Genomic DNA, 14007 nt, shown 5'->3' with positions numbered 1-14007 from the left:
AGGAGGCTTTTAATTATAACGCTAATTTGTTGATTAAAGAATGAAGCGACTTAAGTCTTCATCTTCAACAAGTGCACCTAAATGCTGCTCAACGTAATTGGCATCAATTGTTAGTGTTGAACCAGCTTTTTCTGAAGCATCAAATGAAATTTCTTCCATTAGTTTTTCCATCACTGTGTGCAAGCGACGGGCACCGATGTTTTCGGTTTTCTCATTTACTTGCCAAGCCGCTTTCGCGATACGTTCAATGGCATCATCAGTAAACTCAACGTCAACTTGCTCTGTTTTTAACAGCTCACGTTGTTGCTCAGTTAATGAAGCATGAGGCTCAGTTAAGATACGTTTAAAGTCATCAGCACTTAGTGCTTCAAGCTCAACGCGAATTGGTAAACGGCCTTGCAGCTCTGGGATCATATCTGATGGTTTAGACATTTGGAATGCGCCAGATGCGATAAATAACATGTGGTCAGTTTTAACCATGCCATGTTTAGTGCTTACTGTTGAACCTTCGATTAATGGTAGTAAGTCGCGCTGTACACCTTCGCGGCTAACATCTGGGCCAGATGCTTCACCACGTTTACAGATTTTATCGATCTCATCGATAAACACGATACCGTTTTGCTCTACTGCGAAGATAGCTTGCTCTTTTAACTCTTCAGGGTTAACAAGTTTTGCTGCTTCTTCTTCAACCAATAGCTTAAATGCTTCTTTGATTTTTAGCTTACGGTTGCTGCGCTTATCGCCACCCATGTTTTGGAACATGCTCTGAAGCTGGTTGGTCATTTCTTCCATACCAGGAGGAGCCATGATCTCAACATTAGGTTGAGCTTGTGCAACATCGATATCAATTTCTTTATCGTCTAACTGACCTTCACGTAATTTTTTACGGAAAGATTGGCGAGTAGAAGAGTTCTCTTCTGTTTTTGACTCACCAAAGGTATCGCGTGCTGGTGGTAAAAGAGCATCTAAAATACGCTCTTCTGCCGCTTCTTCAGCGCGATGTTTGAATTTTTTGGTTTGCTGTTCACGCGTCATTTTAATTGAGATATCAACTAAATCGCGGATGATCGTTTCAACTTCTTTACCAACATAGCCCACTTCGGTGAACTTTGTTGCTTCAACTTTAATAAAAGGCGCATTAGCAAGTTTAGCTAGGCGGCGAGCAATTTCAGTTTTACCCACACCTGTTGGGCCAATCATTAAAATGTTTTTTGGTGTTACTTCACTACGTAAATCATCGCTCAGTTGCATACGGCGCCAGCGGTTACGTAGCGCGATTGAAACTGCTTTTTTAGCTTTAGCTTGGCCAATAATATGTTGATCAAGCTCGTGAACGATTTCTCTTGGCGTCATCTCAGACATGGCAGTTCCTATTACAATTCTTCAATAGTTTGGAAATTATTCGTGAATACGCAGATGTTGCCTGCAATAGTAAGGCTTTTCTCTACAATGTCACGTGCACTTAGGTCGGTGTTTTCTAGTAGCGCTGTGGCTGCTGATTGCGCGAAGTTACCACCACTGCCAATCGCAATTAGGTCGTTTTCTGGCTGCACAACATCACCGTTACCTGTGATAATTAATGAAGCAGTTTCGTCTGCAACTGCTAATAGTGCTTCGAGCTTTCTAAGTGCGCGATCACTACGCCAATCTTTGGCCATTTCTACGGCAGCTTTGGTTAAGTTGCCTTGGTGCATTTCTAGTTTGCTTTCAAATCGTTCGAAAAGGGTGAAGGCATCAGCAGTACCGCCAGCGAAACCAGCGATTACTTTGCCATTATAAAGACGTCGAACTTTGCGGGCGTTGCCCTTCATTACGGTGTTACCAAGCGAAACTTGGCCGTCGCCACCAATAACGACCTTGTCGTCGCGGCGTACACTTACAATAGTGGTCATGATTATTCCTCATCATCGAGCGGCAAGGCCGCTCGTAAAAAGCGATTGATGAGGTGTTTATATGGGTGAATGAACTAAAATCAAGTCCAAAGCCAAATTCCGCAGCCCATTATTTTGATGCGTTTAAGTTTATTCTTGTCACTTTCGGCTAAACGTTTGGTTTCGTATGGGCCTAAGCGCACTTTATACCAAACACCATTGCTGCCCTGTGTTTTCTTAACTTCGGCCACTAAGCCGGCAAAAGCGATTTTAGCTTTTAATGTTTGTGCTTGCTCTAATGTTCTAAAAGAGCCGCATTGCATTACATATGGGCCTTTTTGTTCAATCTCTTTTACTTCAACCTGAACTTCGTGCTCTTTAATCTCTTTGATAAATTCAGGTGTCTTAGGTGGTGGAATAACTACTTCTTCTTTTTTAGTCGGGTTTGCTTGCTGTTCTACTAACTCAGGATCAGCATTATGTTTGATATACCATAGGCCGTAACCAAACCCGCCTACTAAGATAAGCGCAATTAAAACAAGAATAATAGGGAAGGGCTTTTTCGCCGGGGCTTGTTTTTTATTATTTCGATTTGCTGGTTTTTTATTTATGTAATCGTGTTGTGCCATGACTCTTAATTGGCCTTTAAATCATATCTATAGGATCAACATCTAAGCTCCAACGCACCTTTTGCGCTAATTTACTGGTACTTATATAGTCGACCATTTGCGCTAAATATTGGTGTAAGTGGGAGCGTTCCTGCGCCTGAATATGTAACTGAAAGCGATATTTACCTGCTACACGTTCCAGTGGTGCAGGTATCGGACCGAGCAATTGTATACCAGATACGTTCTGGACAGGAACCAAATCAGTTAAAAAATCCATCACTTGATTTATGTTATGTCCTTCGGCACGAACCATAGCCATATTTGTGATTGGCGGAAGCTGCGCGTCTTCTCGCTCTGTGAGTGCGTAACGGGCAAAATCTTGATAACCATTATTAACTAAGTCTTGCAGTAGCGAGTGCTCAGGAAAGTGAGTTTGTAATAATACTTGCCCAGGTTCTCCACTGCGACCAGCACGGCCTGCCACTTGCGTAACCAGTTGCGCTAAGTGCTCTGTGGCGCGAAAATCACACGAATATAATCCACTGTCGACATCTAGGATTAAAACAAGGCTAACATCGGCAAAGTGGTGGCCTTTTGCCAACATTTGCGTGCCAACTAAGATGCGCGCACCGCCTTGGTTAATATCATCAAGCGCTTTTTCTAAGCTGCCTTTACGACGAGTTGAATCTCGGTCGATACGACTAATTGGAATATCAGGGAAGGTTTGTGTTAAAAACTCTTCGATTTGTTCAGTGCCTTTGCCATTTGGAAAAATCTGCGTGCTGCCGCAATCAGGGCATTGGTGGGGCACGTGATGTTGTTCACCACAGTGGTGACAAATCATCTGGCCAATGGCTTTATGAAAGGTTGCACTGGTGCTACAACGTGAGCACTCACTTAGCCATCCACACTCATGGCATATGAGGGTAGGCGAAAAACCACGACGGTTTAAAAATACCATCACTTGCTTGCCACGTTCTAAATGCTGGCGCATATAGGCAAGGCTAGCATGGGCAATCCCTGCTTGCTCAGGCTGGCCTTTCATGTCCATTAATTGAAACTGGTTATCGGTGCTGGTTTGAGCGCGCTCAGTAAGGCTCAACAGCTGATATTTGTTATTAATTGCTTTATGTAAGGTCTCAAGTGCCGGTGTGGCACTGCCTAGAACGAGCGGAATATTATGTTGGTATGCTCTATAAGCGGCTAGGTCTCTAGCATGATAGCGCAATGTATCTTGTTGCTTAAACGAGCTGTCGTGCTCTTCATCAACGATGATCATGCCAAGTGATAAAAAAGGTAAGAAAATACTTGAGCGTGTGCCGATCACTATAGCGCAGCTGCCTTTTTCACAAAAACGCCAGGTCTGTAAGCGTTCGTTATCTGTTAGTGCTGAGTGCCATAGCATAATCGGAGTATCAGGAAAGCGACGACGAAAACGGTTGACTGTTTGGGGTGTTAAGCCAATTTCAGGCACTAATACTAAGGCTTGCTGACCTTTTTTGAGTACTTCTTCTAGGCATTGCAAATACACTTCGGTTTTACCACTTCCGGTAACCCCTTCAAGCAAAAAGCTGGTAAAGCCACGAGCTTGGTTAATGCTGGTGCAGGCAACAGCTTGCTCCTTATTAAGCACTGGCTTGCTACCAACAGTCGGCGCGCGTTGCTGCCATTGGTTATCATGTTCAATAAACTGAGTGATCAGTTCTTTATCGAGCAGACTGTCGATGGTTTTTTTGGTAAATCCGAGTGCTTTTAATTCTGTAAGCGATGATTTGCCCGATTCGGCTAGCTGTTTTAATAAATTTAACTGGGTTTTTGCTTTCAGCGACGGCAGCTTTGCACCTTTATCGGTCAGCTCAACCATGTTAATGCTGGTTTTATCTGGGCATTCGCCTTGCCTTAATGCAGCCGGAAGTGCCGTATGAATGGTCTCGCCCAATGGGTAACAGTAGTAGCGTGCTGTGAATTTTAGTAATGCTAAGTGTTGCTCAGATAAAACTGGCGTGTCGTCTATAACATCAATAATCGGCTTTATTTTGTCAGCGGGAACATCGGTTGATGTTTTAAGAGCCAAGACCACGGCAACCTTTTTTTGGCTACCAAATGGCACGCGAACGCGCATACCTGGCTTTAACTCAGGGCTATGCAGCAGCTGTTCAACTTTATAATCGAAGGTACGCTGTAAAGGGACTTTTATGGCAACTTCTACAAAGTGCATAACAACTCAACTGAAACAATGATAGAAAGATAATGTACTAAAATTGCAGTTAAAAACCTACCAACAAATACTGAACAACACGCCACTTGGTTATTTTTTTAGCGAAAGATGTATTTAAAGCTTGTCGTAAGGCTTCTTGAGCTATAAAATACGCGGCCTATTAATTGTATTAACTGCGTATGGTGCCAGACTTCGGGTTTGGAGAGCGATACGGCCTTAACTAGAGGTTCCCTATGAAAGAAGGTATTCACCCTAAGTACGAAGCTATCACTGCAACTTGTTCATGTGGTAACAAATTCGAAACTAGCTCAACTCTTTGTAAAGACATCCACTTAGACGTATGTTCTGAGTGTCACCCGTTTTACACTGGTAAGCAAAAGATTTTAGACACTGGCGGCCGTGTTGATCGTTTCAACAAGCGCTTCGGTGCACTTAGCAGCAAGAAGTAATCTCTGCTGTTTAGTTAAAGAAAGCACCTTAGGGTGCTTTTTTTATGCCTAAAATTCACAAAACTCATTATTGATATCAATCCGCAATAATACTTAATCATTTTGAGGGATTAAACCTGTCGCTATCTGCGTTAAAAATTTCTGATTTAGAACAACTAAATAGCGAAATTTTTGCCTTGCTATCAACGAGGTTTTATTGCCTCAAAATAGATCACTTAATTAAGCGAATTGGTATAACGCTGCCACTTACTTATCATCTTCATTTATGTATCTTGCATAACTATTTCTGGTTGTTATGCCCATTATGTCGCTAATTTTGCAGACAAAGTGCCACCCCTTGGCTATATTCTTGTTTGTATAAACTTTCATAAAAGTTATTAAAAATAATAAATTTAAATAACTTTGTGAGTAAATGCTGTGAACTTCGTAGAAAAGGTGGTTTTGGGCTAATTTCGGCTAATTGCAGTGTACGTGCGTATAAAATACAAAAACACGTGCTTAAAAGGTCATAAATAGGTGAATTTTTATGTCTGATTAATCGCAACTATGCGCAGAAATTGTTGGAAAATCCTTTAAAATTAAGCGATATAGCATATAACAGGATAGACCTGATAATACTTGGAATTTTTATACATTACAGGTATCGTACTGATGCAAGCTCTCTCACTTTTTAACTTTTTGCAGGATACTATCGCGTTATGTCAGATTTTCGTGAACAAGCATTACATTACCACGCTCACCCCGTTCCAGGTAAAATTAGTGTTGAACTAACCAAGCCAGCCGAAACGGTTAACGATCTCGCTTTAGCTTATAGCCCAGGTGTGGCTGAACCAGTCCGTGAAATTGCTGCTGATCCAGCAAATGCCTATAAATATACAGGCAAAGGTAACATGGTTGCGGTTATTTCAAACGGTACCGCAATTTTAGGTTTAGGTAACTTAGGTCCGCTTGCATCAAAACCTGTAATGGAAGGTAAAGCGTTACTATTTAAACGTTTTGCTGGCCTTGACTCAATTGATATTGAAGTTAAACACCGCACAACAGAAGATTTCATTAATACGGTTGCTAACATCGCTGATACGTTTGGTGGTATCAACCTTGAAGATATTAAAGCGCCAGAGTGTTTTGAAATCGAAAAAGCGCTTATCGAGCGCTGTGATATTCCAGTTTTCCACGATGACCAACATGGTACAGCTATTGTAACTGCTGCTGGTATGCTTAACGCCCTTGAAGTGCAAGGTAAAGACATCGAAGATGCCATCATCGTATGTTTAGGTGCCGGTGCTGCTGCTGTGGCTTGTATGGAGCTTTTAATTAAGTGTGGCGCACTACGTGAACACATTTATATGCTTGACCGTAAAGGTGTGATCCATACACGTCGTGATGACTTAAACGAGTATAAGCAATTATTTGCTAACAATACCGATAAGCGTACATTACAAGATGTTATTGCTGATGCTGACGTATTCGTTGGTGTATCAGGTCCTAACCTGTTAACAGCAGATGATCTTAAGCTGATGGCTGATAAGCCAGTCGTGTTTGCATGCTCAAACCCAGATCCTGAGATTGCTCCAGAAGTTGCACACAGTGCGCGTAACGATTTAATTATGGCAACGGGTCGTTCAGATTTCCCTAACCAAGTAAATAACGTGCTTTGTTTCCCATTTATTTTCCGTGGTGCGTTAGATGTTCGTGCAACGGCAATTAATGATGAAATGAAAATTGCTGCAGTTCACGCAATTCGTGGTATCGCGAAAGAGCCTGTACCAAGTGAAGTATTAAAAGCAGCTGGCGTTGAGTCACTTGAGTTTGGTGCCGAGTACATCATTCCTAAGCCTATGGATCCGCGTTTATTACCACGTATTGCACGTGCTGTTGCTGAAGCAGCAGTAGAGTCGGGTGTGGCGCAAATCGACATGCCAGAAGATTACATGCGTTAAGCTTAATTAGCTATTAGGTATATCGCGCAATAAAAAACTCAGCCTAGGCTGAGTTTTTTTATATCTGCGATTATCGGCGGTGATCCGATGGCCGAAATACTTATTCTGAATCAAGCACTGGGATATCTAATCCCATTTCTTGCATAATTTTTTTAACTTCTTCAGGTACCTTTTCAGGGTTGTCTTTACGTAGGTCGTCATCATTTGGTAATGGTTGACCTGTAAAAGCATGTAAGAAAGCTTCACACAATAACTCACTGTTCGTCGCATGACGCAGGTTATTGATCTGGCGGCGTGTACGCTCGTCAGTTAATACTTTTAATACGTTGAGTGGGATCGATACGGTAATCTTTTTTACTTGTTCTGATTTTTTACCGTGTTCTGCATATGGGTGAATGTATTCACCGTTCCATTTAGCCATAAGTTGTTTCGTTGCCTCGGTTGTCAGTGATTTACGCCTTATTCACAGCGCAAGATGCGGAAATTCTATCTCTTTAAAAAAGATAGTCAAATACTAGTTATTTAGCCATCTAGTGGTGTAAATGTATAAACTTCTATGTATAAGCCATAAATGCTTTGACTTCTCATATTTGATCATCTAACCTTTTAGACGTCTAAACATCCAATTTAAGAATAGGTGATGAAATGAGCGAAAAAAATAAAGCGACGATTGCTGTTCGTCACGGCATCGAAGCCGATAAACATCATGGTGCGGTTGTACCGCCAATTTACTTATCAACCACCTATTCGTTTGCTGATTTTGATACTAAGCGCCAGTATGACTATGGTCGCAGCGGTAATCCAAATCGCGATATCTTAGCTGAAACCTTAGCAGAGCTTGAAGGTGGTGCTAGAGGTATTATAACTGCAACAGGTATGTCTGCAGTGCATTTAGCCACTCAGCTATTAAACAGTGACGATACGTTAGTGATCCCACATGACTGTTATGGCGGTAGTTACCGTTTATTCACCTCGCTTGAAAAACGTGGCCTGTTAAAACTAAAAGTTTTGGATTTAACTAAAACTGAAAATCTCCAAGAAATTTTAGCGATTAAACCCAAGTTGATTTGGATTGAAACGCCAAGTAACCCAATCTTGCGTTTAACAGATATTAAAGCAATTACTAGTATTGCTAAGCAGTGTGGTGCTTTGGTTGCGGCTGACAACACCTTCTTATCACCTGCATTACAAAACCCAATTGAGTTTGGTGTTGATATTGTTGTGCACTCAACAACTAAATACATCAATGGTCACTCTGATGTAGTGGGCGGTGCAGTGATTGCTGCAACGCAAGAGCTAGGCGACGAGCTTGCTTGGTGGGCGAATAATATCGGTATTACTGGTGCACCATTTGACAGCTACTTAACGCTTCGTGGTTTACGTACTTTAAATGTACGCCTAAAGCAGCACCAAGAAAATGCCTTTGCCATTGCTGAGTATTTAGAAAGCTCACCTTATGTAAGCCAAGTTTATTATCCAGGCCTTGCTTCTCACCCACAACATGAGCTTGCTAAAGCACAGCAACGTGGCTTTGGTGGCATGGTGAGCTTTGATATTAAAGGCGATATCAACGATGCAGCAGCGTTTTTAACAAGCCTTAAAGACTTCAGCCTTGCTGAGTCGTTAGGTGGGGTAGAAAGCTTGATTTGTCACCCTGCAACAATGACCCACGCAGGTATGGAGCCTAAAGCGCGCCTTGAAGCCGGTGTAGGCGATACGCTGATCCGTATTTCTGTAGGTATTGAAGACGTAAAAGATCTCATTGCAGATTTAGACCGTGTTTTCAATTTAGTAAAACCAGGTCAAGGCCAACAAGTTACAAAAGCTGAAGCTAAGCTAACACAGCAAGATACACAGCAAAACGCGTCATTTAAGTTAACGCCAGCACATACGGCATTGTGGTAGAAGAAATGGTAAATATTGTTCATAAATTTGGTGGCTCAAGCTTAAGCTCGGCAGATCGTTACCATGCGGTAGCGAACATTGTTCTTGCTAATACAGAGCAGGGCGATTGCGTGGTTGTGTCGGCATCGGGTAAAACAACCGATACCCTGGTAAAGCTTTGGCAAAGTTACCAGCAGCAAGATAGCCAAGCTGTTAGCGATATTCTATTGCTTATTGATAACAATCAACGTGCGCTTATAGAGCAGCTACTTACAGGGCAGAATAAACAACAGGCGTTGGCACAGTTAAAAGATGAACTTGCTGTATTAAATGAATTAATTAGTCAGCAGCTGTTACTTGAAGCACCTTTACTTGCTCATGGTGAAGTGTGGTCGGCGCGGTTATTGGCCGCTTACCTAAATCAGTTAGGTGTTGATGCGCAAGATGTTGATGCAAGGCAGTTATTTACTCTAAATGATGGTCAGCTTTTACATCAAAAAAACCAACAGCAATGCAGTGATGCGATTAGCAGAAAACATATCAACGTAGTAACGGGTTTTATAGCAGCAGATTGCCAAGGTAATACGGTGACATTAGGCCGTAATGGCAGTGATTACAGTGCCACCTTGTTAGCGAGTTATACTTTTGCTAAGCAAGTGTCTATCTGGACAGACACACAAGGTGTATTTAGTACTGACCCTCGTAAAGTTAAAAATGCAGTTAAGTATGCCAAGGTGTGCCGCGAGCAAGCTAACTTATTAGCGCGTTTAGGTAACCCAGTATTGCATGCAAAAACCTTGTCGCCGTTAAAAGACACAGAAATTAAATTGGTGGTAAGAAGTAGTTTTGATTGTGATGCAACGCCAACCGAAGTAGTAAAAGAAGGTTACAGTAAAGCAAAGCGTTTTATTACTACCTTAGATAACATCGATTTATTAAGGGTTGATAAACTAAGCAGTGGTGAAGTCGGTGAACTTAGTCAGTTAATTCAACACAGCCTGCACCACTTTACTAAAGATGGCGATACTTACTTATTAGTGCCAGGTCAAAGCACTCACCAAGTTGTAAGCCACTTAGCGGGCCGTGCAAATATTGTCGAGTCTAATTTAAGTGGTTGTGCAGTGGTTGCACCGACGGCTGATGTAATTGCGCTGACAGAGCAAGCGACAGCACTTTTAAAAGAGCAAAGCATTCATCCGCGTTTTGTACAACAAGACTATAACTATGTGTTGATCTTAAACGATCAGGCAATTGATAGTGATGTTTTAACCCTTCTACATGACAAGCTTGTAAACAAAGGTCAAGAGCTGGCTATTATTGTTGCTGGCCTTGGTAATGTAGGCGAAGTATTCTTATCGCAACTACAAGCTCAGTTTGCTCGTTTATCTGCTCAGTACAAGGTAAAAGTTGTAGCTCTTTTACGCTCTAAACAAATGCTTTTTAGTGCCAGTGGTTTAAATACCGAAACATGGCAAGAGCAGTGGCATAATGAAGCGCAAAGCTACGATAAAGCTGAGTTATTAGCACGTATCAATGAGCTAGATTATGAGCACAAAGTAGTGATTGATATCACTGCCAGTGAGGCTTTTAGTCAGTTGTATCCTGATTTTGTAGAGCTTAACTGTCATTTGATCAGTGCAAACAAATATGCGGGTACTGCCGCGCATAGTTGGTATCAAAACTTACGTACTAATTTAGCTGAGCGAAATCTACTATGGCGCTACAACACCAGTGTAGGCGCAGGTTTACCGATTAACTTTGCTTTAGCTGATTTACAAAATAGCGGTGACAGTATTAACCGTATTGAAGGGGTATTCTCGGGTACTTTATCGTGGTTATGTAGCAGTTACGATGGTAGCGTGCCGTTTTCAGATTTAGTGCTTCAAGCTCAGCAAATGGGCTATACAGAGCCAGATCCTCGTGAAGACTTATCTGGCCGAGATATGCAGCGTAAACTACTAATTTTAGCGCGTGACTTAGGCCTAGATTTAGAGCTAGATGACATTGCTTTAACACCTCTGATGCCTGAACAGCTTGCAGCAGGAAGCTGGCAAGATTTTCTTGCAAACAAACAGCTGCTCGATGAATTTATGACAGAAAAAGCAGCGCAAGCTGCGGCAGAAGACAAAGTGGTGCGCTATACCGGTGCTATCACACTCGTTGATGGCAAGGTACAGGCGCAAGTTGGTTTAGTTAATGTTGGCAAAGATGATGTATTAGCAAGCCTTAAACCGGGCGATAACATCTTTGTGATCAATTCACAATGGTATACAGACAATGCATTAGTGATCCAAGGCCCTGGAGCGGGTAAAGAAGTCACTGCCGCTGGGGTGCACTCAGACCTATATTGGCTGGTAAATAACCTAAAATAATTTTGCTGATCTTAGTTTAAATAGCTAAGCAAAAAGCGCCCCAAGGGCGCTTTTTTATTGTTTCAAAATAGCAATTCACTTATTTAGAACAACTCTTCCTCTGTACTGAGCTTTTCTTCAAATACGTCTGTTGGTTGATCAAGTACGTACTTGGTTGGTGCTGTGCCTTTAATGAAGTATTCAAAACGACTGGTGTAGTCATTCTTATGGCTTAAAAGACCTGTTGCTAAGTCGATACGAACCGATACCAAACCTTCAGGAAACTCAATAGGTGCTTCTGGCATGCCATCGAGGGCAGCACGCATAAAGTCGACCCATGCAGGTTGTGCGGTTTTAGCGCCCGATTCCGCACCAGAGATTTGTGACTTATCGAGGTTACTATTGTAGGTCGAACGGCCAAGGGCTTTTCCAGGGTTATCAAAACCAACCCATACCGAGGTCATCACATTGCGGTTAAAGCCACTGAACCAAGTATCAACCGAGTCATTAGTAGTACCTGTTTTACCTGCTAGATCGCGACGATCAAGTGCTTGTGCACGCCAGCCTGTACCACTCCAGCCGGTTTTGTGAGTCCAGCTACCACCACCCCAAATTGCGCTGTGCATAGCTTGCGAAATTAAGAATGCATTTTGCTTTGAAATGATACGCGGAGCACAACGCGGAGTGCTCACACTTTGTGCCTGATCCAATTGATTATCATCTAATGATGCAAACTCTGGTGTAACAACCTGCTCAGGTTCATCACAGGCAAGTTCTGGCTCTGTTTTGAATAACACATTACCAGCAGAATCCTGAATTTCAGAAATAAAGTAAGGGGTAATTAAGTGGCCGCCATTGGCGAAAGTACTCATTCCGCGAGCTAGTTCAAGAGGAGTGATTGAGGCACTACCCAGGGCCAATGACTCGCTACGATTAATATCACTATTTAAAAAACCAAACTTAAGTAAGTGATCTGCAGTACGTTCAAGACCTACACCACGTAGTAAACGTACAGAAATTACGTTTTTAGATTGAGCGAGTGCACGGCGTATTCGGATAGGGCCATTATAAACCGCCGGGCTATTCTTAGGGCGCCATGCTACACCTTGGCTTTTATCCCATTGATTAATTGGTGCATCGTTAAGAATTGAAGCGAGTGTGTAGCCGTTTTCAAGTGCTGCTGAATAAATAAATGGCTTGATGTTTGAACCAACCTGGCGTTTTGCTTGAACTGCGCGATTGTATTGGCTTTGTTCAAAGCTGTAACCACCGACAATGGCTTTAATACGACCATCTTGTGGGTCAAGTGAAACAAGTGCGCTCGATGCTTCTGGCACTTGGCTAAGGATGTAGCTTTCATCTGCATTTTTACGCAGCCAAATTTGTGCACCAGCAGTTAGAATTTCAGTAGCCGTTTTTGGTGCGAAACTTTGACGGTAACGGGTAATATATTTGCGTGCCCACTTTAGACCATCCCACTCAACCGTCACTTGTTCGCCGCTTTTTAATAGCACATCAATTGATTGCTCAGCGACATTAGTTACAACACCAGCTAATAGTGGGCCAAACTCTTTGACATCTTTTAATTTAGTTAAGATCTCTTCTTGGCTAAGTGGACTTTCGTTTTCACTGTCCCATAACTGAGCCGTAGCACCACGGTAGCCATGACGCATGTCGTAAGCGTGTAGATTATCAACAATGGCATCTTGTGCAGCTTGCTGAATATTTGAATCAACACTGGTGTAAACTTTAAAACCAGTATTGTAAGCACGCTCATGACCATAGCGTTCAACCATTTCAGCACGCACCATCTCAGAGATATAAGGGGCGTACACTTCAATTTCTGCACCATGGAATTTAGCTGTAATTGGCGCATTGATAGCCTCTTCGTATTCACTCTGTGTAATATACTTTTCGGTATACATACGGCCTAGTACAACGTTGCGACGAGCCTTTGCGCGTACAGGGTTGCGAATAGGGTTAAGGGCTGAAGGAGCCTTAGGTAAACCAGCGATCATCGCCATTTGCGCTAAAGTAAGCTCATTGAGGTCTTTGCCGTAGTAAACTTGTGCTGCTGCACCAATACCAAAAGCGCGGTTACCTAATTCAATTTTATTTAAATATAATTCGAGGATTTCGTCTTTACTTAATATACTTTCAATATGTAAAGCGATGAAGATCTCTTTGACCTTACGAATGTATGCTTTTTCTCTAGTTAAGAAGAAGTTACGGGCAAGCTGCATGGTTATAGTACTTGCGCCTTGTTTCTTTTCGCCTGTAGATATGAGTACAATGGCTGAACGGACGATACCAATTGGATCGATACCAATATGCTCGTAAAAACGGTTATCTTCTGTTGCTAAAATTGCATCGATTAACGGTTGGGGGATTTGATCTATTGTAACGGGAATGCGGCGTTTTTCACCGAATTGGTTAATCAATAATCCATCACGTGAGAATACCTGCATAGGTGTCTGTAATTGAACGTCTTTTAGAACCTGTACGCTAGGAATATCAGGTTTAACGTAATAGTATAGACCAACTAAAGTGATTAGTCCTAAAAATGAGCAGATGATAATAAATTGTAAAGTTCGCTTTAATAAAATCACTTATATTTTCCCTAAATGGACTCCCAATTAGAATCGGAGACTGCTAGTATATATTGATTAAAAAATGAATAATATTT

General features: G+C 42.0%; 10 protein-coding genes. 4 read left to right on the top strand and 6 right to left on the bottom strand.

Going from position 1 to position 14007, the window contains the following annotated elements; translation table 11 throughout:
• Nucleotides 1-33 precede the first annotated feature (33 nt).
• From hslU to priA, 4 genes are all read right to left on the bottom strand, one after another.
• Nucleotides 34-1362: an HslU--HslV peptidase ATPase subunit gene (gene hslU, locus AADY36_RS14645; RefSeq protein WP_054563327.1), complete on the bottom strand. Its 1329-nt coding sequence runs from the start codon at nucleotides 1360-1362 to the stop codon at nucleotides 34-36.
• A gap of 11 nt (nucleotides 1363-1373) precedes the next feature.
• Nucleotides 1374-1892 carry an ATP-dependent protease subunit HslV gene (gene hslV / locus AADY36_RS14640; protein WP_054552816.1) on the bottom strand — a complete coding sequence of 173 codons (519 nt, stop codon included), beginning with the start codon at nucleotides 1890-1892 and terminating at the stop codon, nucleotides 1374-1376.
• Nucleotides 1893-1972: 80 nt separating this feature from the next.
• Nucleotides 1973-2500: an SPOR domain-containing protein gene (locus AADY36_RS14635; RefSeq protein WP_054563328.1), complete on the bottom strand. Its 528-nt coding sequence runs from the start codon at nucleotides 2498-2500 to the stop codon at nucleotides 1973-1975.
• Nucleotides 2501-2516: 16 nt separating this feature from the next.
• Nucleotides 2517-4697, bottom strand: coding sequence for a primosomal protein N' (gene priA / locus AADY36_RS14630; RefSeq protein WP_342409128.1), 2181 nt, complete (start codon nucleotides 4695-4697; stop codon nucleotides 2517-2519).
• Nucleotides 4698-4930: 233 nt separating this feature from the next.
• Here priA and rpmE point away from each other — a divergent pair, with 233 nt between their 5' ends.
• The gene (gene rpmE, locus AADY36_RS14625; RefSeq protein ID WP_036973208.1) at nucleotides 4931-5146 is read left to right on the top strand and encodes a 50S ribosomal protein L31; all 216 of its coding nucleotides are present in this window, start codon (nucleotides 4931-4933) and stop codon (nucleotides 5144-5146) included.
• Between the two features lie 698 nt (nucleotides 5147-5844).
• Entirely contained in the window at nucleotides 5845-7086 is a 1242-nt protein-coding gene (locus AADY36_RS14620) for a malic enzyme-like NAD(P)-binding protein (RefSeq protein ID WP_054552813.1), read from the top strand.
• Between the two features lie 100 nt (nucleotides 7087-7186).
• Here AADY36_RS14620 and metJ read toward each other — a convergent pair whose 3' ends face one another.
• Nucleotides 7187-7507 (bottom strand): met regulon transcriptional regulator MetJ, encoded by a 321-nt coding sequence (metJ, locus tag AADY36_RS14615; RefSeq protein WP_054563330.1) that lies wholly within the window; start codon nucleotides 7505-7507, stop codon nucleotides 7187-7189.
• 224 nt (nucleotides 7508-7731) lie between these two features.
• Between metJ and metB the strand changes: the two genes are divergently transcribed.
• Both metB and metL read left to right on the top strand, forming a co-directional pair.
• Complete coding sequence (gene metB, locus AADY36_RS14610; protein ID WP_217875067.1) at nucleotides 7732-8991, top strand: cystathionine gamma-synthase; 1260 nt, start codon at nucleotides 7732-7734, stop codon at nucleotides 8989-8991.
• A 5-nt stretch (nucleotides 8992-8996) separates the two neighbouring features.
• Nucleotides 8997-11342: a bifunctional aspartate kinase/homoserine dehydrogenase II gene (gene metL / locus AADY36_RS14605; RefSeq protein WP_342409127.1), complete on the top strand. Its 2346-nt coding sequence runs from the start codon at nucleotides 8997-8999 to the stop codon at nucleotides 11340-11342.
• Between the two features lie 83 nt (nucleotides 11343-11425).
• Here the strand turns inward: metL and AADY36_RS14600 are convergent, their stop codons facing one another.
• Nucleotides 11426-13930: a penicillin-binding protein 1A gene (locus tag AADY36_RS14600; RefSeq protein ID WP_342409126.1), complete on the bottom strand. Its 2505-nt coding sequence runs from the start codon at nucleotides 13928-13930 to the stop codon at nucleotides 11426-11428.
• Nucleotides 13931-14007 lie beyond the last annotated feature (77 nt).

It is taken from the genome of Pseudoalteromonas sp. D15MCD-2 (genome assembly GCF_038562745.1).
Lineage (GTDB): Bacteria > Pseudomonadota > Gammaproteobacteria > Enterobacterales > Alteromonadaceae > Pseudoalteromonas.
The sequence above is the reverse complement of the archived record's forward strand: the minus strand, read 5'-3'. Positions and strand labels throughout refer to the sequence as shown.